This is a genomic window from Hyphobacterium sp. CCMP332, assembly GCF_014323565.1.
In the GTDB taxonomy this organism is placed as follows: domain Bacteria; phylum Pseudomonadota; class Alphaproteobacteria; order Caulobacterales; family Maricaulaceae; genus Hyphobacterium.
Genome location: NZ_CP058669.1, coordinates 2663285 through 2684700 on the forward strand (window position 1 = coordinate 2663285; position 21416 = coordinate 2684700).

A 21416-nucleotide genomic window follows, 5' to 3' on the forward strand; every position below is an offset into this window, starting at 1 on the left:
AGTGAGCATGACATACGACATCAGAATCACCGGCGGCACCGTCCATGACGGTAGCGGCGCACGTGGCCGCAAGGCGGATATCGGCATCAGGGATGGCAAGATCGTTGCGGTCGGCGATTGTCCGGGTGCGGCGGCACGCGAGATTGACGCCTCCGGCTGCATCGTCACGCCAGGCTTTCTCGATCTGCACTCCCATTATGACGGGCAGGCGACCTGGGATGACCAGCTGGAGCCCTCCTCGCGCCACGGCGTCACGACAACAATCATGGGCAATTGCGGTGTCGGTTTTGCGCCGGTGAAGTCCACTGATCACGAGCGCCTCATCAAGCTGATGGAGGGTGTGGAGGACATTCCGGGCACCGCGCTTGCCGAAGGCCTGAAATGGAATTGGGAAAGCTTTCCCGATTACATGGACGCACTGGAGGCGCAGAACCGCACCATCGATATTGCTGTCCATATCGGTCATGACCCGCTGCGCGTCTATGTCATGGGTGACCGCGCCATTGCCGATGAGGAAGCCAGCGACGACGACATCGCCGCCATGCGCAATATCGTGCGTGAAGCGATGGAGGCCGGAGCCATCGGCTTCTCGACTGGACGCTCCGATGTCCACAAGACCGCTGACGGTGACTGGACGCCGTCATCCGAAGCCACTTCGCGCGAACTGGCCGGGATTGCACAGGCGTTTGACGGGCTGAACTATGGAGTCGTACAGGCGGTCTCGGATTTTGATCTGGAACGCGAGGGTGACCGCTTTGAAGCCGAATGGAAGGTGCTCGAAGCCTATGCCAGGGCGGCGGGCGGCCGGCCCTTCTCCATGTCGTTGATGCAGCGCGATTTTGCCCCGGATCAGTGGACGCGGATACTCGCCAAGGCCGAGGAGATGAAAGCGCAAGGCGTGGACATGCGCGTGCAGACGGCGCCACGCGGCATCGGCGTTTTCCTCGGCCTGCAATGCACCTTCCACTTCTTCATGGGCTATCCCGGCTACAAGAAAATCGCCCATCTGCCATTCGAGGAACGCGTCGCGATCATGAAGACGCCGGAATTCCGTGCGCAAATCCTGTCGGAAAAAACCGACAAACTGTCCGGCCCCGGCTCGTCCATTCCGCCGCTGGCTGACCTCCTGATGGAGAATATCGAATACGTCGCCACCAAACTCTTCCAGCTCGGCGATCCGCCGGATTATGAGCAGCCGCCGGAGAACGCATTGGCCGCCAAGGCGCAGGCCGAAGGCATTCCCCTGATGGAAAAGCTCTACGACACCATTCTGGAACGCGACGGCAAGGAGCTGATCTACTTCCCGATCTATAACTATACCGAGGGCGACTACGGCAATGTCATGAAGATGATGACCCACCCCCAGGCCCTGCAGGGGCTGGGCGATGGCGGGGCGCATGTCGGAACGATCTGCGACGCCTCCATGCCGACCTACCTCCTCTCGCATTGGACAAGGGACCGCACGCGCGGGCCGAAACTCCCGGTCGAGCGCGCCGTGCAGATGATGACGGGCGATATCGCCGAATTCCTGTCGCTGAAGGATCGCGGCTTTATCCGCGAAGGCATGAAAGCCGATCTCAACATTATTGATTATGACACCCTTCAACTCGAACCCCCGCATATGGTGAAGGATTTGCCCGCCGGTGGTCAGCGCCTCCTGCAGGGTGCCCGCGGCTATCGCGCCACAATCGTCAGCGGCGTGCCCGTCATGCTGGACGATAAATTCACCGGCGAGAAGCCGGGACGGCTGGTCCGGGTGGGGAGGTGAAACTCTTCGACTTTTTCAACCGCCTTCCTCCGACTAGATCGGAGGATGTCGATGTGGTCCATGATTTTTCCGGTCTCAGCCTGCAATACAGGGCCGAACCGCTGGACGACTTCATCCAGTCCCTGCCCGGCGATATCACGCCGGACGACCTGAAAGACCGGCCCTGGGGCGCGCGATATCTCTATCTGCGCGACCCTCTGGGTATTCAGGTGATTGTCTATGAAGGCTGCTGGTAAGGCTTCAGTCCATCGCCTTGACGATGGATTCCGTCATCTTCTTGGCATCGCCCAGCAGCATCATCGTGTTATCGCGGAAGAAGAGCGGGTTCTCCACCCCGGCATAGCCCGAGCCCAGCGAGCGCTTGATGAAGAAGACCGTACCGGCCTTCCAGACCTGCAGGACGGGCATTCCATAGATCGGTGAAGAGGGGTCATCCTCTGCCGCCGGATTGGTGACGTCATTGGCCCCGATAACAAAGGCCACATCGGCATTGGAGAAGTCCGAATTGATGTCTTCCAGCTCGAAGACCTCGTCATACGGCACATTCGCTTCGGCCAGCAGCACATTCATATGCCCCGGCATCCGGCCTGCGACCGGGTGAACGGCATAGGCTACGTCCACACCTTCGGCCTTCATCGTGTCGGCCATGTCCTTCAACGCATGCTGGGCCTGGGCCACGGCCATGCCATAGCCCGGCACGATGATGACCTTGCGCGCATTCTTCAGGATAAAGGCCGCATCATCAGCCGACCCCTGCTTCACCGTGCCGGTCGGGCCTTCGCCCGCAGGACCCGCGGCTTCACCGCCAAACCCGCCGAGAATGACCGAGATGAAAGAGCGGTTCATGCTCTTGCACATGATGTAGGAGAGAATTGCCCCGGACGAGCCGACCAGCGCGCCGGTCACGATCAGCGCCGTATTTTCCAGCGTGAAGCCGAGCGCCGCCGCCGCCCATCCCGAATAGGAATTGAGCATCGAGACGACCACGGGCATGTCGGCACCGCCAATCGGGATGATCAGGGTGACGCCCAGAATGAAGGCCACAATCGTCAGCGCCCAGAAAGCAAAGGTCAGCTCACCGCCGGAGGCCACCAGAAACACCACCATCAGGCCAATGATCCCGCCAAGGGCGAGGTTGAGCCAGTGCTGGCCCTTGAAGATGACGGGCGCGCCAGAGACCAGGCCCTGCAATTTCATGAAGGCAATGACCGAGCCGGAGAAGGTGATCGCACCGATGGCCGAGCCCAGCGACAATTCAACGAGGCTGATATGCTTGATGTCACCGGCAACACCGATATGGAAGACATCCGGCCGATAGAAGGCGGCCAGCGCCACCAGCACGGCCGACATGCCGACCAGTGAGTGAAAGGCCGCGACCAGCTGCGGCATGGCCGTCATCGGAATACGTTTGGCGACGACCGCGCCAACACCGCCACCGACGGCCATCAGCGCCATGATGGTCAGAAAGCCGCCAAAGCCGACACCGGCTGCCAGCAGGGAGGTGATGATCGCCACCGCCATACCGGCCATGCCGAAATAATTGCCCTGCCGGGCGGTTTCCGGATGCGACAAGCCTCGCAAGGCGAGAATGAACAGCACGCCGGAGACGAGGTAGAGAATGGCAGCAAGATCAGCGTTCATGATTTTGTCTCTGATGCAGCCGGTTTCTCTTTTTTCTTGTACATGGCCAGCATGCGCTGGGTGACGAGAAATCCGCCAAAGATATTCACGCTGGCGAGGATAACCGCGATGGCGCCGGACACATTGGCAAAGCCATCCGCGCCGGATGTTTCGCCGGTCAGAGCCGGGGCCGCTGCCGCGAGCAATGCACCGACAATGATCACCGAAGAGATGGCGTTGGTCACGGCCATCAGGGGTGTGTGCAGGGCGGGCGTCACCGACCAGACCACATAATAGCCCACGAAAATCGCCATCACGAAAATGGCGAGGCGCAGGGTAATCGGATCAACAGTATCCATAATGGTCTCCCGTCCTATTTCAGCGTTTCGTGCACGACCTTGCCGTCGCGCGTCAGCGTCATGCCGACAATGATTTCATCATCCCAATGCGGGGCCAGCGCGCCATCCTCGCCCACGAGAAGCGGGGTCAGATTGACCAGATTGCGCGCATAGAGGCTGGAGGCATCAGCGGCGAGACGTCCGGGCAAATTCGAATACCCGGCGATCGACACCCCGTTATGCTCGACAATCTCGTCGGCTTTCGTCAGTTCGCAATTCCCGCCCATCGGGGCCGCAATATCTACGATCACCGATCCCGGACGCATGGCTTCCACCATCGCTTTTGTGATCAGCCGGGGGGCCGGACGTCCCGGAATGAGCGCGGTCGTGATCACCACATCCTGCTTGGCGATGTGGCTGGCGACCAGCTCGGCCTGTTTGGCCTGGTACTCCTTTGACATTTCCTTGGCATAACCGCCGGCGGTTTCCGCCGCCTTGAATTCCTCGTCCTCGACAGCCACGAATTTCGCGCCCAGCGAGGCGACCTGTTCCTTGGCCGCCGGGCGGACATCCGTAGCGGTCACAACCGCGCCCAGACGGCGGGCGGTGGCAATCGCCTGAAGACCGGCGACGCCCGCGCCCATGACAAAGGCCTTGGCCGCGGCAATCGTACCGGCGGCGGTCATCATCATCGGGAAAGCACGATGGTAGATTTGCGAGGCTTCGATCACGGCGCGATACCCGGCCAGATTGGACTGGCTGGAAAGCGCGTCCATCGCCTGCGCACGGGTGATGCGTGGGGTAAATTCCATGGCCAGAGCATTGATCCCGGCATCGGCGAAAGCTTTGGCCTGGGCCTTGTCGCCATGGGGCTCCAGCTGACCCACCAGCAAGCAGCCCTTGGGCAGTTTGGCCAGCGTTTCGGCATCCGGCGTACGGACCGCATAGACGACATCCGCGCCCTTCAGCGTCGCCGCCAGCGTGCCCGTTTTGGCACCGACGGCCTCATACAGGCTGTCCGGCATGCTGGCATTATCGCCCGCGCCTTTTTCGATCTGGATGTCATGCCCGGCCGCAATCAGCTTCTTGACGGACTCGGGCGTAGCCGCAACCCGGGTTTCCCCGTCGCGGCGTTCTTTCAGAATGGCAATTTTCATTTGGTCAGGAATACCTGTCGCAATTGGCTGACGCCACCTTGTCGGATTCCCGCCGGAATTAAAAGGGCAATAAACGCCTTGCCTAGAGCAGGCTGCCGATCAGGCTGGCGGCAATCGCGGAGAAGAAGCTCACCGCTGCAAAGCCGATCACGGTAGCATACCAGTTGGCCTTCAGGCCGAGAGCCATCCCGAGCAGAATACCGACAATGGTGGTGATGATCAGCGACACCATCCAGCCGACATTCGCCGCGAAGGTTAGGGCCAGAAAGAAAACCGTCAGAATGGTCAGCCCGCCAAACCAGACGGACATGCCGATGAAGCTGGAAAAGGTGCGCGACTGCTCGGTGACTTCCATCGTGCCGCGTTGATATTCAGCCATTCTTGTAACCCCCTGCAGGTCTGAAACGGATTTATGAGCGGGTTATCACGCGGTTTCGCGTCCGCCAAGTCTTAAGCGATGCGATCTATCAGCGCTGGCCCCAACCGGACTGCATAAGGGTTTCCAGAGCAGCGGCCACGGCCAGTGGCTGGTCCAGAATCAGATGGTGATGGGCATCGGGAATGGAAATCATCGGCGTGCCGGCCCCGAATGTTTCTTGCATGAAGGCCCAGATTTCGTCGGTCACCAGCGAGGTGTCCGCTCCCCGGAAAAACGCCAGCGGGCATTTGGCCGAATCGCGAAGGACCTCCGGATCCCGTCTTTGATATTCCAGCTTGGCCCAGAGATTGGGATCAAACTTCCAGCTCCATCCGCCTTCGACGGGTTTCAGCGAATTGCGGGCGATATGGTCAACGACATAGACCGCCTCGCAAGGCTGCGGCGGAAGCAGCCGGAAACGGGCAATTGCGGTTTCCAGTTGCTCATAGGTCTTTCCACCGCGCTGAGGCGGCGAGGAGGATCGTTGCTCCTCGGGCGGGCGAACGGGCGAATCGAGAATAATCGCGCCGGCCAGTTCGTCACCGAATTCCATGGACGACACCATGGTCACAAATCCGCCGAAGGAATGTCCGACGACAAAGGGCTTGCCGGCATCGAAAAGGCCGGCGTCACGGGCGACGGCTTTCACCTCTTCGGCATAGAGCGGCATACGATAGACATCGCGATGGCCGCTATCGCCCATGCCGGACATATCAATCGCGACAACGCGCCGGCTCTCCGCGAGGAAGGGCGCAATCGCATCCCACCATTGCTTGTGGGCGACCCCGCCATGAACGAGGATAACCCCTTCCTGACCCCGGCCTCCCCAAGCTTTCCAGACAATATCCGCGCCTTCAACGCCCACACGTCCGGCTTCTGTTGGCATCGCCAGTGCTTTTTCAAACCAGGCCGGATGCGGCGGCATCTCGCCCTTGAAGGTTTCGAGCGGCGGGCGGATCTCGCGGAGCGAATTCGAGGCGGTAGACATGCTTATCGGCTAGCCCCGATTGTGCAGTGCGTCAATTCGGTTTTGCCCTTTTCGTCAACGTCAGAAGGGCAGGGAGGCAAACACATTATTGGCGAAGTGCACGACAATCGGTGCCCATAACCGCCCGGTCATCCGCCGCGCCATCCCGGCCGCAAATCCCAATACCGTCGTGTAGATCATGGTCTCGATGCCAATGGCAAAGTGCAGGAGGCCGAAGGCAAGGGATGTGACAATCAGGGGCACAACCCATCCGCCCATCCGCGCCACCAGCATGGGCAAGAGCCAGCCGCGCATGACCAGCTCCTCCACCACCGGCGCAAAGACCACAACCGTTATCGTGACCAGAACCGCGCCGATCAGACCGCCATGGGAAAACAGTTCGGCCGGAGCAGAGGGCGTGATCGGCAGAAGGGGAAGCAGGACATCAACCGCTGTGACCGAGAAAATCATGCCGATCGCGAACAGGACAAGTCCATATCCGGTCTCGATCACCCACCGGACCGGGCGAAGATCAAAGACCGCATGGGCCAGACCCTGCGGCGCAAGCCAGGCCGCAAACAACCAAAGAAATCCGATCTCCATCGCCATGTAGAGCGCGTAGTAAGACCGGAAGAGCATGTCCGCGACGCCGTCATCCGGCACGCCTCCCAGCACAATCAGCATGGTGGCAGCAAGGCTGGCGAGATAGCCGGTGGCCAGTGACCCCAAGGTCCATAATCCCAGCCAGAATATTCCGGTATGTGGGTGCGCCTGCTGGAAATGGCGGAACATCAGATCATGCGGCTCGAACGGATTGCGCGCGCGCGGCGGTCGCCGATAGCCATATGGGGGAGGCGGTGTGCTCATTCCATCCTAATGATGGCGGGCCGCGATCCGGTCAAGTCATCAGCCGGCAATGGCAATGCCGGGCTTTGTCACGGCCGCCCGGTGGGCTGACAATGCGCCAGCGAGCAGGCCGGACAACGTGCTGAGCAGCACAGAACCGGACAGAACAACCGGAACGAATTGAGCCGGCCAGCCCAGCCATCCGGTCGAGAAGGGTGCCATCAGCAAGGCAATAGCTGGTACAACTCGCCATCGCCAGGGATGATGATGCCAGCGCGGCAATGATACCGCCCAGAAGGGCTTTTCCGATTTTCATGGTCATGTCTCCCCTGTTGGTAACAGAAGTAGAAATACAACTTTTGATATTTGATACAACCAAAAATAGAAAAGATGACAATCACTCACCTGTTGACGTTTATGCTTAACGCTTGGTCACCGGCGTCTTAGCGTGAATTTTACTACCCGTGTCCCATAACGGCACCCGGATGGATTGCCCCCTCTACCAGAGACAACTCCGGGGAGGGAGAGGCCAAAGGCCCGGCAATTGAATTATTGGGTAGCCGAAAGGGCTTGGGTGAGATGGCTAAGACGGTGCTGATCGTCGACGACGATCCGACGCAACGCCGCCTGTTGCAGGCGGTAATTGAAAAGCAGGGTTTTGAGGTCGGGTCCGCTGACAGTGGCGAGGCTGCGATGGATGTGCTGGCGCGTGGCGGGGTGGACGTCATGCTGCTGGACCTGGTCATGCCGGGCATGGACGGGATGGACGTGCTCGACGCCGTCCAGCGCAAGGGCATCGACACGCCGGTCATCGTTCTGACGGCGCATGGCGGTATTGAAACCGTCGTCGCGGCCATGCGGGCCGGCGCGGCAGATTTCTTCATCAAACCGGCCAGTCCGGAACGGATTACCGTTTCTGTACGCAATGCCCTGAAGATGCAGACCCTCACCGGCGAAGTGAAACGCCTCACCCGCAAGACGGTCGGCGGATCGTTGGGTTTTGAAGACATGATTGCAGGCGCGCCGGCCATGCGTCAGGTCGTACGTCTGGGCCAGCGCGCCGCCGCCTCGACGATTCCGATTCTCATCACCGGGGAAAGCGGTGTTGGCAAGGAGCTGGTCGCGGGCGCGATCCGCGCCGCTTCCGAACGGGCCGACAAGCCGTTCGTGGCGGTCAACTGCGGGGCCATTCCGGCCAATCTGGTGGAATCGACCCTTTTCGGTCACGAAAAGGGTTCCTTCACCGGTGCAACCGGCAAGCATATGGGCAAGTTCCAGGAAGCCGATGGCGGCACACTCTTCCTCGACGAGATCGGCGAATTGCCGCTCGACATGCAGGTCAAACTCCTGCGCGCCCTGCAGGAAGGCGAGGTCGATCCCGTCGGCTCGAACCGTCCGGTCAAGGTAGATGTCCGGATAATCTCGGCCACCAATCGCGACCTCACTCAGGAAGTCGAGGCGGGCCGTTTCCGCGAAGACCTCTTCTATCGTCTGAATGTTTTCCCCATCGAAGTGCCGTCGCTGCGCTCGCGCAAGGAAGATGTTTCCGCACTCGTCCGGCATTTCATCACGCGCTTCAACGCGCAGGAAAACCGCTCTGTCGTGGATGCGGCACCAGAGACCATGGCCATGCTTGCCGCCTTCGACTGGCCGGGCAATGTCCGCCAGCTGGAAAACACGGTCTTCCGCGCAGTGGTGTTGTGTGAGGGCGATTATCTGAAGCCGGAGGATTTCCCGCAGATATCCGGACTGGCGGCAGACCTTGCCGAATTGCCACCGCCGCCAATGCCGGGCGACAGCATGGCCTTTGCGAATGCCGGTGCGCCGTCGGATCTGCCACCTGTGCCGATCATGGATGAGGGCGGTCATCTGCGGCCGCTGGAATCCATCGAGCGCGATCTGATCGAGTTTGCAATCGAAACCTATGCCGGACGCATGGCGGAAGTGGCCCGGCGTCTGGGATTGGGCCGCTCGACCCTTTATCGCAAAGTGCGTGAATATGATCTCGATGTAGATCAGGCACGAACAGCCTAGAACAACAAAAACGGGTGCAACTGAACCCCCGGATTTGTTCCGGGGGTTTTCTTTTGAGCCTGGAAATTTGAGTCAGCAGTCTTTATCGCCGCCTTTGATCACACGCAGTTTTGGCGGGCCGGTGGGACGGGGCGGTGAGGAGGGGGCTCCGGGCACGTCCTCTTCGATATCCTCGTTGATATCGCGGACGCGTGGGCCGGATGTTTTGGCTTTTGACTTGAACGAGGATTGCCTGAAGCCCTTGCCGCGCGGCATCGGCTTGCGGGCCTTGCCGTCGGCCTTCTTTTCAATTTCACGCAGTTTCACCGCCTGAAGGCCGGACAGGGCTTCATCCAGCCTGCCCTTGTCGGGATCATTGAAGGCCGACCCATAGGTTTCCAGGCGGTCGCCGACCGAGGTGATGAACTCATCCTCCCATTCGGAAAGCGTGTCCTCGCCCTTCTTTTCGGCAATCTTGCGGCGTGTGCGTTCGAGGCGGCGGAGCGCCTTGCGGATCTTCTTGGGGTCGACCTCGCGCGTCAAGCCAGACTCAGCCCTCGACCGCGCCCAAATAGAGCTCGAGCAGGGCTTCCGCTTCCTGCCGCTCATTGCGGTCGATCTTGCGCAGGGCGATCACGCGCCGGAGAATCTTCGTGTCATAGCCCATGGATTTTGCCTCGGCATAGACTTCCTTGGTGTCGTCCATCACCTGCTTCTTGTCTTCTTCCAGCCGTTCGATGCGGGCGACGATCGCTTTCAGCTGATCGCGTGCGGCCTGGCCGATCGAATGGGAATTGTCCGTAACGGCAGATTGGGATGCATCATCCATGGCGCGGCCTCTGATCAGTCAGCTTGAATTGAAGGCCGCAAGCTAGGGTCCGTCAACCGATTCCTCAAGCGCGCCGTCAGCGCAAAATCAGTTGGCGCCGTTTCCATGAAGGCGGCGCACCGCATCGGCGACCGCATCTGGCGCGGAGTGATGCAGCATATGGCCCCAGTCCTCGCGAACGATCAGTTCGGCATTGGGCAGGGTGGCAGCGACCGGCCGCGAATGGCGATCCGTATAGACGACCCGATCCGAATTCCCGGCCAGAAAGACGGCGGGCAAAGTAATGCCGGAATACAGGTCTTCCTGCCGCGCCAGATGATCATTCACCTGTGCCATGTCCTCGGCATTGGCCTTGAACACGGCGGTGTGGAAGATGCGGTTGATCTGCACGGCTTCGGCATATCCGTCCGGAACCGGTTGCGGATGGAAGGTCTCTTGAAGGCCCTCTTCGATACGCGACGGGCCGACCAGAGGAATGATCATCCGGGTAATGATCGGTCCGATACCGAACCAGCGGGAAGCGCGATTATACCACGCCGCGTCGCCCACGCCGGAATGTAACGGTGCCCCGATCAGCACAATGCCGGAGAGACCCTCGCCGTGATCAATCGCCAGACGCATGGTGATCGCTCCGCCCCAGGAATGGCCCACGACAACGGGGCTCTCTATTTCCAGCACCCGGATCAGCTCTGCCAGCAGGGCGGCTTCGCGTTCCGGTGTCCAGGCCATATCCGGCCGTTCGCTCCAGCCCAGCCCCGGGCGGTCAACATAGACAGCGCGCAACCCGTCCAGATGTCCGCTCAAGGCCAGACGCATGTCCTCGGCATTGGATGATGCGCCATGCAATATCAAAACAGCCGGGCCGGAGCCCTCCTCGACATAGCGGATACGGGCATTGTCTATCTCGATAAAGTGTCCGGCAGGGGGCATATCGTCGGCCTGGGCTGTGGGCAGGAAATTCAGAAGGGCCACAAAGGCGATTATGGCGCGAAAAATCAAAGCGCCCGCCCTGCCAGCTGCGCCCGCATTCGGGCGGCACCGCGCCCGGCGAGTTCATAGGCCGGATAAATGGTGAGCGCTTCCTGATAGGCTTCCAGCGCCGCTTCCGGTTGCTCGGCCGCCTCCAGCGTCGAGCCCAGCAGATAGTAGGCATCAAAGCGGCGCGGCTCCAGTGCCAGCGTCGTATTCAGGGCTTCCAGTGCATAGCCGTAATCCTGCATCTCGAACGCCACCTGCGCTGCGCGCAGCCAGCCTTCGGCATAGTCCGGCTCCAGACGGGTGACGTGATCGAACATGCGTGCGGCAATGTCGGCATTGTCAGCCGCCAAGGCGGTTTCACCACGATCCATCAGAAGATCGATCGTATCGCTGCCGGATGTGGCCCAGAGCGCCAGGATTTCATCCACGAGCGGCGTGGCCTGTTCCGCATCGGCGGATTGCAGATTATCCAGCCTTTCGCTGAGGCGCTCTTGCGGCGTCTGGAAGGGCAGGGTCTGGATCAGAAGGGCGAGGATCAGGGCTTTCATGGCGACAGAAGATAAGCGGCTTTGCGCTGACGTCCAGCCGGGCGCGCCGTGCCTGAATGAAGTTTAATGCCGGTGCCGGAATCAAAAACGCCCCGGCAGAACCGGGGCGCATCGCATGTCATGTCGGCCGCCAGACTAGCCGGCGCGCGCTTTGAAACGCGGGTCTTTCTTGTTGATCACGAAGACACGGCCGCGACGGCGCACCAGCTGGCAGGCAGCGTGGCGGTTTTTCAGCGATTTGAGTGAGCTGCGAACTTTCATCGGACCGGCCCTGTGTTTTCAACAAAAAACCCGGCGCAGTCGCCGGAGAGGCGCGGTATCTACGGGGCAGGCTCGGGAATGTCAACCGGAACAGGCGGCAAAAATCAGCGCCTTACAAACCCGTTAGTTGCCCTTGTGATCAACCGCGCCTAGCTTCTCGCGCCATGCGTATGATCACAGCTCTTCTGATCGGTCTGATTTCCGCCATGCAGGCGGCAGCACAGGACTTGATCGAGGTCGATCTCGAGCTCGTGCTCGCGGTCGATATCTCCTATTCCGTTGATGAAGACGAGGCGCGCCGGCAGCGTGAAGGCTATGTCGCGGCGCTGGCCCATCCCGACGTTATCTCCGCGATTGAGGGCGGTCCGCTGGGCCGCATCGCGGTGACATACGTCGAGTGGGCCGATTCGCGCTTCCAGCGCGCGGCCGCTGATTGGACCGTGATTGCCTCCGAAGCGGATGCGCTGGGATTTGCCGCCACTGTTGCTGCCGCGCCGCTCGAACGCGGACATTACACGGCGATCGGGGCTGCAATTGCCGATTCGGTGCGCCGGATCGAAACCAATCAGTATCAGGGCTATCGCCGCCTGATCGATATTTCCGGTGACGGGCCGCAGAACCAGGGCATGGATCTAGCCGAGGCCCGCGCCATGGCAGACGAGGCCCGTATCATTATCAACGGATTGCCGGTCATCACCGATCAGCCCGGCCGCTGGGTGCGACCGGTCGAGGTCAATCTCGATGCCTATTTCGAAGAAAATGTCATCACCGGACCCGGCGCCTTCGCTCTCGCCGCGCGCACGGCCGACGAATTCCGGACCGCCATCCTGCGCAAGATGACGCTGGAAATTGCCGGTGCGGCACCGGCGCCGGTCGAGCTGGTTCAAGCGGCACCATGATGCGTCCCCTTGTCATGGCGTTTGCGTGTCTGGCGGTCGCGACGCCGGCGCTGGCGCAGCATTTTGCTGACCCCTCCGTCTATGCTGGCGAGGACAGCCTTGTCCGCGAACGCCAATACACCGGGGACGGCCGACTCGTTGTCGATCTGGAGCTGGTTTTCGCGGTCGATGTTTCCGCGTCGATTGACGAGATGGAAGCCTTGCAGCAGCGCCGCGGTCATGTGCAGGCGCTGGCGGATCCCGACGTGATTTCCTCCATTCAGGCCGGAGGGCATGGCCGGATAGCGGTGATGTATCTGGAATGGGCCGATGCAGACTTCCAGCGTGTCGTGGCCCCCTGGACCGTGATCGAGACCGAAGCCGACGCGCTGGCCTTTGCGGCCATTCTGGCCGAGGCCGATTTTGTTTCCGGCCGCCGCACCGCCATCGGGGCAGCGCTGGCCAATGCGGTCCAACTGATCGAATCCAACCCCTATCAAGGCACCCGCCGGGTGATCGATCTGTCCGGTGACGGACCTCAGAATGCCGGCCCCAGCCTGCCGGACGCGCGGGCATCGGCCGAGGCGGCGGAGATCACCATCAATGGCATCTCCATGCAGAACGAACGGCAAAACCCTTTCCGCCCGCCGGTCAACATTGATGTGGCCCGTTATTTTGAAAATCATGTCATTGTTGGGCCACGATCTTTTGTTTTACCCAGCCATACCCACGAAGATTTCGTGGAAGCGTTGCGAAGAAAGCTTATTATCGAGATTGCCGGGCTGTTTCCGGCCGAAATGGCGGACAAGGGATGACACGTTTAATCATTGCGTTGGTGCTTGCGATGTGGCCGGCGACGGCTCAGGCGCAGGACGAAAGTTTCGCCAGCTGGCTGGCCGGCTTCCAGCCCCGGCTGGAAGCCTCCGGCGCCAGTGAGGCGACGGTGGCGGCCATGCTCGATGGTCTTGAGCCTGATCTGTCTGCCATCGAACGGGATCGGACCCAGCCGGAATTCGTTCGCCCCCTGTGGGAATATCTCGATATCGCAGCCTCCAGTCTGCGGGTGCGCAACGGTGCGGATGAAATCGCCGGCCGCCGTGGCATGCTGACCAATATCGAAAACCGCTTCGGCGTTGACTATGAAATTCTGGTCGCGGTCTGGGGGCTGGAAAGCTCCTACGGCGCTATCCAGGGTGACCGCGATGTCGTGCAGTCGCTGGCAACACTGGCCTGGGAAGGCCGCCGCCGCTCATGGGCCGAGGCGCAATTGATTGCCGTGGCCCGCATGATTGATCGCGGATATGCGCGCCGCGATGAACTTTACGGTTCATGGGCCGGCGCCATGGGTCAGACCCAGTTCATCCCTGAAACCTATCTCGCCCGCGCCGCGGATTTCGACGGCGATGGCCATATCGATATCTGGAACAATGTCGGCGATGCGCTCGCATCCTCCGCTAACCTCCTCAGCGAGGCCGGATGGATGCGTGAAGCGCCGGTGGTAGTGGAGGTCATACTGCCGGACGCTTTCGATCTCACAAACTGGGATCCGGGTGCTGCCCGAATGACCGCCGAGTGGTCAATGCGCGGCGTGACGCGGGCAGACGGGACAGACTGGTCAGCCGATACGCTGATGTACGCGGCGCGCCTCAACCTGCCGGCAGGACGCAGGGGCCCGGCCTTCCTGACCTTCCCGAATTTCCGCGCCCTGATGCGCTATAACAATTCCACGTCCTACGGTATTGGCGTCTGGCTTTTGTCACAGCGTTTCAATGGCGAGTTCATCATTCGAGGAGACTGGCCGGAAGATGATCCGCCGATCACCCGCTCGCAAACTTTGGCCCTGCAACAGGGTCTGGTCGAGCTGGGCTATAATCCGGGTGCGCCGGATGGCATGTTCGGCCCCAATACCCGCCAGGCCCTGATGGATTTCCAGCGCGATAATGGCTATCCGGTCGACGGCTATGCCGGGCGCATCATGTATGATCAGGTGATCGCCACACTGGCGGCGTCCGGATCAACGGGCGACTGACCGTGGCGTTCGACACAAAACTGCTCGTGCCGCTGATTTTTGCCGGTTTTGCGCTTCTGGAAATTGTGACCCGCCGCTTTTTTCAACATGAAAAGGGCACGGCGCGGGATGTCTGGATCGAGGCCATTGGCACGCCGGTTTTTATTCTGATCACGGTTCCGGCGATATTCTTCACCGCGCCGGCCCTGATGAACTGGGTGTTCCCGGGCAGCGAGAATGCGTGGGCCAGCCTCCCCTGGTGGGGCATGCTGGCCATTTTGCTCGTCGGCGATGACATGACACAGTACTGGTGGCACCGCGCCTCGCACACCCACCCCTGGCTTTACAGTTTTCACCGCGCCCATCACTCAGGACAATATATGAGCATTCGCATCGCCTACCGGAATGCCATTGCCTATTATATTTTCATGCCCGGCCTGTGGATTGCCGCCGTGCTCGTTCACCTCGGTTTCGGCCCGGTTTATGCCATCTATCTGCTGGTCAAGATGACAGTGATATTCGGGGCCCATTCAGCCGTCCGCTGGGATGAACCCCTGTATAAAATCAAATGGCTCTCGCCCGTCATGTGGGTGGTCGAGCGCACCATCTCGACCCCGGCGACACATTTTGCCCATCACGGCATGCACAAGGATGACGGTGTGACCCACTACAAGGGCAATTATGGCAATTTGCTCTTCTTCTGGGATGTATTGTTTGGCACCGCCCACATCACGCGCCGCTACCCCGCGGAATACGGCATCGAGAATCTGGATGACCGCGGCGCAGGCGGAGAGCTGGGCTGGCCACTGATCCGGAAATAATGCCTAGATCGGTCCGCGCGGCTCGATATCCGGCTGGATGATCGTCGTGACGGACCGGATGCCGGGGTGCAGGGCGGCCAGAACCGCTGATACCGCGGCGATCCCGGCGGTGAGGATGTAGGGCGTTTCCGGCCCATAGGTCTGATAGAGCCAGAGCCCGGCTACAGGTGCGACCAGAAAGCCAAGCCCTGCCGTCGCTGTTGTCGTGCCGGCAGCACGGCCCTGTTCTTCCGGCGTCACGGAAATCGAGGCCCCGCCTACAAATCCGGATCGCGACAATCCGAAGGCAAACGCGCTGAGCATGTAGCCAAAGACGATCGATGCGTAATTGCCCGCAATCACCATTTCGACGCTTGCGAAAATGGACAGAACACCGCCGGTGATCATCAGGGCGCGCGGACTGGCTTTCAGCGCCGGAATCACAACGAGCTGGGCAAAAATCAACGCCCCCGCTCCGGCGGTCAACGCCACACCGGCGAGCTGCAATCCCTCCTCCGGGCCAACCTCCATCTTGTCCATCACGTAGAAGCCGATGACCTGCAGGCTGATTGCCTGCACCAGCCACAATCCACATCCATAGGCAAAGAACGGCGCAATGCGCTTGTCGAAGGCAAAACCAAGTTGTGTCAGCGGGTTGATCGGACGTGATTGCAGGCGCGGCGGTGTCTTCTCCGGCAGGAACATGCGCACCAGAACCGCCGCTGCTGCGACCAGAATCGCCACCGCGACCATGAAGGGGGCAATGCCGATCCGCTCGACAAACGCGGCAGCCAGAGCCGGCCCCACCACGCCGCCCAGCCCGAAGGCCGCCGTCAGACCTGCCAGCGCCTCGGTGCGTTCTCCCGTTGATGTGCGGTCGGCGACATAGGCCTGGGCGGCGGGATTGGTTGCCGATCCGAGGCCGCCAAACAGCGCCCGGGCCGCGGCCATGCCGAAAATGGCAATCAGGGGCGGGGCCCAGCCCATTTGTCCGGCGAGCGCCGCGGCAGCAAACACTAGCGTCGAGACGGCAAAGCTGGCCAGGCCGAACATGATCAGGGGTCGGCGGCCATAATGGTCTGACAGCGCCCCCCAGATCGGGCTCATGATCAGAAACAGGAGGGCCGAAATTGTATAGATCGCTCCGATATAGGCTTCCGCGACGCCCAGATTTCTCGCCAATGGCGGCAGGATCGCAAACAGCATCGAATTGCCGATGCCCGTGGCCATCAGGCACAGAAAGAGCAAGCGGAAAGACATTCGCCTTTCTGCAGCACTCGACGGGTTTGCGGGATCGTAAACAGGCGGCATGGGCGTGACTTAGGCCCGTTATCGCAGGCCGTAAAGCAAGCGGCCATAAATTGCGGTTACGGTGTATTTCAGCCCGGTCAGATCCGCCGGAACCGGTTTCTGTAAACCACCTCCTAACACGCGCTACACCGGGCATTAAACTTAATGCGCCATATTCCGTCCCGAAACCGGACAGTCCCGTCAAAAGAGGACACCGGACAAAGAACAACGGGTGGTGGACGTAAGATGTTTCAGATCATTGGGATAGTTGTGGTTCTGGTCATGGTGTTCGGCGGGTTCGCGCTGGCCGGTGGCCATTTCGAAATCATCATCGCGGCCATGCCGTTCGAATTGATGATGATTGGCGGTGCCGCGGTCGGTGCTTTCCTCATCGGTAATTCCGGCAAGACGGTGATGAAGACGCTGGGCGATTTCGGCAAGATCATCGCCGGGCCCAAGTGGAAGGCGCAGGATTACCGCGATCTCCTCGCTCTTCTGTTCCAGCTGACCAAAACCATGAAAACCAAGGGCGTGATTGCTCTGGAAGCGCATATCGAGAATCCCAAGGATTCTTCCATCTTCCAGAACTATCCGCGTATTCTGAAAGATCACTTCGCGACCGACTTCATTTGCGACACGCTGCGGATGATGACGATGAATCTGGAAGACCCGCATCAGGTCGAGGATGCGATGGAAGCCCAGCTGGAAAAACATCACCATGAGGCCGCCGGACCGGCGCATGCCTTGCAGAATATGGCCGATGCCTTGCCGGCTCTGGGCATTGTGGCCGCCGTGCTGGGCATCATCAAGACGATGGGCGCGATCGATGCGCCGCCGACCGTACTGGGCGGCAAGATCGGTTCAGCCCTGGTCGGCACCTTCCTCGGCGTCTTTCTCGCCTATGGCTTTGTCGGTCCGATGGCCGCCCGCCTGAAGGAAATCTACGACGAAGAGCATACTTTCTACACCATTATTCAGGCGGTTCTGGTGGCGCACCTTCATGGCAATGCAGCCCAGATCTCCGTGGAAATTGGCCGCGGCAGCGTGCCGAGCTCTGCCCAGCCGACCTTCATGGAGCTGGAAGAAGCCCTGGGGAATATCCAGACAGAAGCATAACAAATGGAAAGCTGACGCCTCCGGCGTTCTTGTCTAGGCTCCCTTGTCCCGAACCGGATGAGGGAGTTTTCTTTTGGGCATGCATATCGCCGGGCCTCTGGGTCTGCTTGTTCTCATCTTCGACATCTATGCGATCCTCAATGTGGCGCGGTCCACCTCGGCGTCTCTGGTGCGCGTGATCTGGATTGCGCTCATCCTGATCGCACCCATTGTCGGTTTCATTCTCTGGCTGTTTTTCGGTCCCCGAGAGGAACGCAGCCTTTTCCGCCGCTGATGAGGCGCTATAAGCCGTCCCATGAAAATTCGTGACGCAGATATCCTGATCGTACCGGGGCTTCGAAATGCCTCGCCCCTGCACTGGCAGAGCCGCTGGCAGGACAAGATGCCGACCGCCCGCCGTGTGGAACAGGGCAATTGGGACCACCCTGTATGTTCGGCCTGGACTGCCCGGCTGAAAGTCGCGATCGAGACTGCAACACGGCCGGTGGTTCTGGTCGCGCATTCGGTGGGCGTGTTGACCGTGGCCTATGCCGCAAAAGACTGGCCTGCGAAGAAGATTGCCGGCGCTTTTCTCGTCGGGCCTTCTGATTGGAACCGCCCCGAGCTGGAGCAGAAATATCCGGGCCATGGCTTTGCGCCTGTTCCCGAGGCGCCGCTTGGCTGCCCGGCGATGGTCCTCGCCAGTTCGAATGACCCGGCCTGTTCGCCGGACACTGCAGAGCGCTGGGCGAAAGCCTGGAGGGCGAATTTCGCCATTGCCGGTGAGGTCGGGCATTTTGACGAATCCGACGGTTTTGGTCCCTGGCCGGAAGGGCTGCTGGCCTTCGCCCGCTTCATGAAGTCGTTGTGAAACTCTACTGCGACCCGCCCCGGCTGGAGTGGCGCGAGACGGGTCCGGTCGCGCCGGACTTCGACGACATCTATTTTTCGGCAGAAGGCGGTCTGGACGAAACCCGCGCCGTCTTTCTGGCAGGATGCGGCTTGCCGGACCGCTGGCAGAGGCAGGACAATTTCGTTGTCGGAGAGCTGGGCTTTGGCACCGGACTGAATTTTCTCGCGGCCTGGCAGCTCTGGAATGAAACGCGGCCACAGAATGGCTGGCTGCATTTCATTTCTATCGAGAAATTTCCTCTGCGGGTGGACGACCTCCGCAAGGCCCTGTCCGCTTTCCCGGAGCTGGCGGCTCTGTCCGGCCAACTGATCGCGCAATGGCCGCAACCCCTGAAAGGCGCGCACCGGCTCCGTTTCGATGCGGACCGGCTCACCCTGACCCTGTTCCAGGATGATATCGCCGACGCCCTCCCGCAGATCGAGGCCAATGTGGACGCCTGGTTCCTCGACGGGTTTGCACCCGCCCATAACGGCGCCATGTGGAGCGAGACCGTCTGGCCGGAGCTGGCGCGGCTGTCGGCGCCGGGCGCGCGCGTCGCCACCTTTACGGTGGCGGGTGCGGTTCGCCGGGGTCTGTCGGCAGCCGGTTTTACGGTCGAGAAAAAGCCCGGCTTCGGGAAAAAGCGTGAGCGCCTCGAGGCGGTGTTCGACGGGCCATCGCTCAAACCAACGCCATCGCCGTATCAACGTCTTTTGCCGGCGAGCGGCACGGCCGTCATTCGAGGCGGCGGCATTGCCGGTGCCAGTCTCGCCCATGCGCTGCGGCGGCGGGGGCGGGAGGTCGTCATTCTTGATCCCAATGGTCTGGCAGGCGGTGCATCCGGCGCGCCATCGGGCCTTCTTACGCCCCGTCTTGAAAATGCCGACCGTCCTCATGTCCGCACGACGCTGGCGGCGTTCGAATATGCGCGTCGGCTCTATGCCGATCTGGGCGTTCTTGAACCCGAAGGCGCTCTGCGTCTGATCGAAAACATGAAGGATCGAGCGCGCTACACCGCCATCGCCGCAGCCATGGGCGAAGGCTATGAAATCCGCGACGAGGGTCTCTGGATGGCGCGCGCCGGGCGGTTTGATCCGGCGGCGATTGTTCGTGTCCTCGCGGGCGATACGCGGGTGATCACCGATACAGCCCGCATGCTGGAAGCCTCCCTGGTCCTGGATTGCCGCGGATCAGACGCTGCGTTTCACGAACTCGCTCAGAGCGCAGGCCGCGTCTTTCTCATGGACGGACGTCCGCCGCGACACCCGATTGTCTGGGGCGGTTACACGTCGGCAGCCCCGGATGGGCGGGTGCTCGTCGGAGCCACGCACGAAAAAGGCGCGGAGGCCGGGGATCCGGAATTGGCCGCAAGGCGCTTGCTGGCAGCTCTTGAGCGGCGTGCGCCCGAGATTGCTCAAACACTGGACGGAACTGCACAGCACTGGTCCGGCGTGCGGGCGGCGACGCCCGATCGCCTCCCGGTATCCGGCGAGATCCCCGGCTGGGAGTTTGGCTCACACTGGTTGCGCTGGGCGCTGGACGGCGAATTGCCGGAAACTGACGTCAAGGCATCGGGTCCGCAGAATATCGTCTTGTCCGGATTGGGATCGCGTGGTTTTGCCCATGCGCCCTTGCTGGCCGAGGCGCTGGCCTCGGATCTGTGCGGCGAGCCCTCGCCGCTGGAGCGGGCAGGCCGCGAAGCGCTGCATCCTGCCCGGTTTGCGATCCGGCAGCTGAAACGCGGCCAGCTTTAACCGCGCCTTTACCACAGCCGTCGGTTTGCAGGCCTTTGGCACAACAAGGCCCGGCCCTTGCAATTAACCGTCTCGAAGCTGCGCAACTGGCGCGAAACGGGACGGTTGGGTTTATGTCACGGCGAAGCACACATCGGGATGGTTCAGAACGGCGCGTCCGCTCGCGCCATATCTGGTTTCTGAATTCCGCCTTCGACAATATCGATTTTCCAACAACGGTATTGCGCCTTGCCGAGCGCAATCCGGACGCCCCTTTCCGGTTCGTCGTGACGCCGAATGTGGACCATCTCGTCCGCCTGCGCCGCGACGGTATTCTCGCGCCCCTCTATGCCCAGGCATGGCTGACCGTTTGCGATAGCCGCGTGCTGGAGCTCATCGCCTCGTTCTCGGGCGAAGAGGTTGACGTCACGCCCGGCTCGGATCTCACCAAAGCTCTCTTCGACAATGTCGTCATGCGCCATGAACCAGTGACGATTATCGGTGGATCGGAAGAGGTCGTCGAGACTGTGAAAGCGCGCTATGGCCTGCGCGACGTGCGCTGGCATGAACCGCCCATGGGCTTGCGAAACAACCCCGAAGCGATTGCGGAATGTGCGCAATTTGTCGCCGATAATCCGTCCCGCTTCACCTTCCTGTGTGTCGGTTCTCCCCAGCAGGAAATGATCGCTGAAGCCTGTCTCGACCGCGGTGATTGCAAGGGCATCGGCCTGTGTGTTGGCGCGTCGCTGGATTTCCTCGGCGGTGCCGCAGACCGCGCGCCGGTCTGGATGCAGAAATCGCGTCTGGAATGGCTCCACCGGCTGGCTCAGGAGCCGAGCCGCATGTGGAAACGCTATCTGGTTGATGGCCCCAAGATCGCCTTCCTCTGGTGGGAATGGCGCAAGGCGCGGTCCAAGCTGCGCGATCTTGAACGGCGGCTCGCGGAAGTCGGCCTCTAGGCAAACCGCCCGGCCCGC

The 21416-nt window shown here is 61.0% G+C and carries 25 protein-coding genes; 12 read left to right on the forward strand and 13 right to left on the reverse strand.

Translation table 11 applies throughout. The features are described from left to right. The first annotated feature begins 7 nt into the window (after positions 1-7). Positions 8-1768: an amidohydrolase family protein gene (locus tag HXX25_RS13210; protein WP_187166355.1), complete on the forward strand. Its 1761-nt coding sequence runs from the start codon at positions 8-10 to the stop codon at positions 1766-1768. Between the two features lie 53 nt (positions 1769-1821). Then, complete coding sequence (locus HXX25_RS13215; RefSeq protein WP_187166356.1) at positions 1822-2004, forward strand: hypothetical protein; 183 nt, start codon at positions 1822-1824, stop codon at positions 2002-2004. Positions 2005-2008: 4 nt separating this feature from the next. On the opposite strand, the gene HXX25_RS13220 is transcribed toward HXX25_RS13215, so the two are convergent. From HXX25_RS13220 to HXX25_RS13250, 7 genes are all read right to left on the reverse strand, one after another. After that, complete coding sequence (locus HXX25_RS13220; protein ID WP_187166357.1) at positions 2009-3409, reverse strand: NAD(P)(+) transhydrogenase (Re/Si-specific) subunit beta; 1401 nt, start codon at positions 3407-3409, stop codon at positions 2009-2011. After that, positions 3406-3747 (reverse strand): NAD(P) transhydrogenase subunit alpha, encoded by a 342-nt coding sequence (locus HXX25_RS13225; protein WP_187166358.1) that lies wholly within the window; start codon positions 3745-3747, stop codon positions 3406-3408. Before HXX25_RS13225 ends, HXX25_RS13220 begins: the two co-directional genes overlap by 4 nt. 14 nt (positions 3748-3761) lie before the next feature. Beyond that, a complete protein-coding gene (locus HXX25_RS13230) occupies positions 3762-4883 on the reverse strand; it encodes a Re/Si-specific NAD(P)(+) transhydrogenase subunit alpha (protein ID WP_187166359.1) in 1122 nt (373 codons plus the stop codon). Between the two features lie 82 nt (positions 4884-4965). After that, positions 4966-5262: an aa3-type cytochrome c oxidase subunit IV gene (locus tag HXX25_RS13235; protein ID WP_187166360.1), complete on the reverse strand. Its 297-nt coding sequence runs from the start codon at positions 5260-5262 to the stop codon at positions 4966-4968. 88 nt (positions 5263-5350) lie between these two features. Beyond that, positions 5351-6289, reverse strand: a complete 939-nt coding sequence (locus tag HXX25_RS13240; protein WP_187166361.1) for an alpha/beta fold hydrolase — start codon at positions 6287-6289, stop codon at positions 5351-5353. Positions 6290-6349: 60 nt separating this feature from the next. After that, positions 6350-7135 carry a CPBP family intramembrane glutamic endopeptidase gene (locus tag HXX25_RS13245; RefSeq protein ID WP_187166362.1) on the reverse strand — a complete coding sequence of 262 codons (786 nt, stop codon included), beginning with the start codon at positions 7133-7135 and terminating at the stop codon, positions 6350-6352. 39 nt (positions 7136-7174) lie between these two features. Beyond that, the gene (locus HXX25_RS13250; RefSeq protein ID WP_187166363.1) at positions 7175-7396 is read right to left on the reverse strand and encodes a hypothetical protein; all 222 of its coding nucleotides are present in this window, start codon (positions 7394-7396) and stop codon (positions 7175-7177) included. Between the two features lie 297 nt (positions 7397-7693). On the opposite strand from HXX25_RS13250, the gene HXX25_RS13255 reads away from it, so the two are divergent. Further along, positions 7694-9148, forward strand: a complete 1455-nt coding sequence (locus tag HXX25_RS13255) for a sigma-54 dependent transcriptional regulator (protein ID WP_187166364.1) — start codon at positions 7694-7696, stop codon at positions 9146-9148. 72 nt (positions 9149-9220) lie between these two features. On the opposite strand, the gene HXX25_RS13260 is transcribed toward HXX25_RS13255, so the two are convergent. The 5 genes from HXX25_RS13260 to ykgO all read right to left on the reverse strand — a co-directional run bounded on the left by HXX25_RS13260 (position 9221) and on the right by ykgO (position 11743). Beyond that, on the reverse strand, positions 9221-9670 hold the full coding sequence (locus tag HXX25_RS13260) for a hypothetical protein (RefSeq protein WP_187166365.1): 450 nt from the start codon (positions 9668-9670) through the stop codon (positions 9221-9223). 7 nt (positions 9671-9677) lie between these two features. Next, the gene (locus HXX25_RS13265) at positions 9678-9956 is read right to left on the reverse strand and encodes a DUF2312 domain-containing protein (RefSeq protein ID WP_187166366.1); all 279 of its coding nucleotides are present in this window, start codon (positions 9954-9956) and stop codon (positions 9678-9680) included. Positions 9957-10043: 87 nt separating this feature from the next. Further along, a complete protein-coding gene (locus HXX25_RS13270; RefSeq protein ID WP_187166367.1) occupies positions 10044-10955 on the reverse strand; it encodes an alpha/beta fold hydrolase in 912 nt (303 codons plus the stop codon). Then, positions 10952-11482, reverse strand: coding sequence for a tetratricopeptide repeat protein (locus tag HXX25_RS13275; protein WP_187166368.1), 531 nt, complete (start codon positions 11480-11482; stop codon positions 10952-10954). Before HXX25_RS13275 ends, HXX25_RS13270 begins: the two co-directional genes overlap by 4 nt. Positions 11483-11617: 135 nt before the next feature. Further along, complete coding sequence (gene ykgO / locus HXX25_RS13280) at positions 11618-11743, reverse strand: type B 50S ribosomal protein L36 (RefSeq protein WP_187166369.1); 126 nt, start codon at positions 11741-11743, stop codon at positions 11618-11620. Positions 11744-11907: 164 nt separating this feature from the next. Between ykgO and HXX25_RS13285 the strand changes: the two genes are divergently transcribed. Genes HXX25_RS13285 through HXX25_RS13300 form a run of 4 tightly spaced genes read left to right on the forward strand, consistent with a single transcriptional unit; the run spans position 11908 to position 15450 of the window. After that, positions 11908-12642: a DUF1194 domain-containing protein gene (locus tag HXX25_RS13285; RefSeq protein WP_187166370.1), complete on the forward strand. Its 735-nt coding sequence runs from the start codon at positions 11908-11910 to the stop codon at positions 12640-12642. Beyond that, positions 12639-13436 carry a DUF1194 domain-containing protein gene (locus HXX25_RS13290; protein ID WP_187166371.1) on the forward strand — a complete coding sequence of 266 codons (798 nt, stop codon included), beginning with the start codon at positions 12639-12641 and terminating at the stop codon, positions 13434-13436. The genes HXX25_RS13285 and HXX25_RS13290 overlap by 4 nt, the downstream gene beginning before the upstream one ends. Further along, a complete protein-coding gene (locus tag HXX25_RS13295) occupies positions 13433-14650 on the forward strand; it encodes a lytic murein transglycosylase (RefSeq protein ID WP_187166372.1) in 1218 nt (405 codons plus the stop codon). The genes HXX25_RS13290 and HXX25_RS13295 overlap by 4 nt, the downstream gene beginning before the upstream one ends. Positions 14651-14652: 2 nt before the next feature. Continuing rightward, positions 14653-15450 carry a sterol desaturase family protein gene (locus HXX25_RS13300; protein WP_233346735.1) on the forward strand — a complete coding sequence of 266 codons (798 nt, stop codon included), beginning with the start codon at positions 14653-14655 and terminating at the stop codon, positions 15448-15450. 3 nt (positions 15451-15453) lie between these two features. On the opposite strand, the gene HXX25_RS13305 is transcribed toward HXX25_RS13300, so the two are convergent. Beyond that, on the reverse strand, positions 15454-16689 hold the full coding sequence (locus HXX25_RS13305) for an MFS transporter (RefSeq protein ID WP_233346737.1): 1236 nt from the start codon (positions 16687-16689) through the stop codon (positions 15454-15456). A 276-nt stretch (positions 16690-16965) separates the two neighbouring features. Here HXX25_RS13305 and motA point away from each other — a divergent pair, with 276 nt between their 5' ends. The 5 genes from motA to HXX25_RS13330 all read left to right on the forward strand — a co-directional run bounded on the left by motA (position 16966) and on the right by HXX25_RS13330 (position 21398). Next, positions 16966-17835, forward strand: coding sequence for a flagellar motor stator protein MotA (motA, locus tag HXX25_RS13310; RefSeq protein ID WP_187166374.1), 870 nt, complete (start codon positions 16966-16968; stop codon positions 17833-17835). Between the two features lie 79 nt (positions 17836-17914). Then, the gene (locus HXX25_RS13315; RefSeq protein ID WP_187166375.1) at positions 17915-18109 is read left to right on the forward strand and encodes a PLDc N-terminal domain-containing protein; all 195 of its coding nucleotides are present in this window, start codon (positions 17915-17917) and stop codon (positions 18107-18109) included. 21 nt (positions 18110-18130) lie between these two features. Beyond that, complete coding sequence (locus tag HXX25_RS13320) at positions 18131-18685, forward strand: alpha/beta hydrolase (RefSeq protein WP_187166376.1); 555 nt, start codon at positions 18131-18133, stop codon at positions 18683-18685. Further along, a complete protein-coding gene (gene mnmD, locus HXX25_RS13325; protein ID WP_187166377.1) occupies positions 18682-20460 on the forward strand; it encodes a tRNA (5-methylaminomethyl-2-thiouridine)(34)-methyltransferase MnmD in 1779 nt (592 codons plus the stop codon). The genes HXX25_RS13320 and mnmD overlap by 4 nt, the downstream gene beginning before the upstream one ends. 113 nt (positions 20461-20573) lie before the next feature. Further along, positions 20574-21398, forward strand: a complete 825-nt coding sequence (locus HXX25_RS13330; RefSeq protein ID WP_187166378.1) for a WecB/TagA/CpsF family glycosyltransferase — start codon at positions 20574-20576, stop codon at positions 21396-21398. Positions 21399-21416 lie beyond the last annotated feature (18 nt).

Bases quoted from the DNA above. Each gene is read 5' to 3' on its own strand.
- HXX25_RS13210 (WP_187166355.1), top strand. From the start codon at position 8: ATGACATACGACATCAGAATCACCGGCGGCACCGTCCATGACGGTAGC.
- HXX25_RS13220 (WP_187166357.1), bottom strand. From the start codon at position 3,409: ATGAACGCTGATCTTGCTGCCATTCTCTACCTCGTCTCCGGCGTGCTG.
- HXX25_RS13225 (WP_187166358.1), bottom strand. From the start codon at position 3,747: ATGGATACTGTTGATCCGATTACCCTGCGCCTCGCCATTTTCGTGATG.
- HXX25_RS13230 (WP_187166359.1), bottom strand. From the start codon at position 4,883: ATGAAAATTGCCATTCTGAAAGAACGCCGCGACGGGGAAACCCGGGTT.
- HXX25_RS13235 (WP_187166360.1), bottom strand. From the start codon at position 5,262: ATGGCTGAATATCAACGCGGCACGATGGAAGTCACCGAGCAGTCGCGC.
- HXX25_RS13240 (WP_187166361.1), bottom strand. From the start codon at position 6,289: ATGTCTACCGCCTCGAATTCGCTCCGCGAGATCCGCCCGCCGCTCGAA.
- HXX25_RS13245 (WP_187166362.1), bottom strand. From the start codon at position 7,135: ATGAGCACACCGCCTCCCCCATATGGCTATCGGCGACCGCCGCGCGCG.
- HXX25_RS13255 (WP_187166364.1), top strand. From the start codon at position 7,694: ATGGCTAAGACGGTGCTGATCGTCGACGACGATCCGACGCAACGCCGC.
- HXX25_RS13265 (WP_187166366.1), bottom strand. From the start codon at position 9,956: ATGGATGATGCATCCCAATCTGCCGTTACGGACAATTCCCATTCGATC.
- HXX25_RS13275 (WP_187166368.1), bottom strand. From the start codon at position 11,482: ATGAAAGCCCTGATCCTCGCCCTTCTGATCCAGACCCTGCCCTTCCAG.
- ykgO (WP_187166369.1), bottom strand. From the start codon at position 11,743: ATGAAAGTTCGCAGCTCACTCAAATCGCTGAAAAACCGCCACGCTGCC.
- HXX25_RS13285 (WP_187166370.1), top strand. From the start codon at position 11,908: ATGCGTATGATCACAGCTCTTCTGATCGGTCTGATTTCCGCCATGCAG.
- HXX25_RS13290 (WP_187166371.1), top strand. From the start codon at position 12,639: ATGATGCGTCCCCTTGTCATGGCGTTTGCGTGTCTGGCGGTCGCGACG.
- HXX25_RS13295 (WP_187166372.1), top strand. From the start codon at position 13,433: ATGACACGTTTAATCATTGCGTTGGTGCTTGCGATGTGGCCGGCGACG.
- HXX25_RS13305 (WP_233346737.1), bottom strand. From the start codon at position 16,689: ATGTCTTTCCGCTTGCTCTTTCTGTGCCTGATGGCCACGGGCATCGGC.
- motA (WP_187166374.1), top strand. From the start codon at position 16,966: ATGTTTCAGATCATTGGGATAGTTGTGGTTCTGGTCATGGTGTTCGGC.
- HXX25_RS13315 (WP_187166375.1), top strand. From the start codon at position 17,915: ATGCATATCGCCGGGCCTCTGGGTCTGCTTGTTCTCATCTTCGACATC.
- HXX25_RS13320 (WP_187166376.1), top strand. From the start codon at position 18,131: ATGAAAATTCGTGACGCAGATATCCTGATCGTACCGGGGCTTCGAAAT.
- HXX25_RS13330 (WP_187166378.1), top strand. From the start codon at position 20,574: ATGTCACGGCGAAGCACACATCGGGATGGTTCAGAACGGCGCGTCCGC.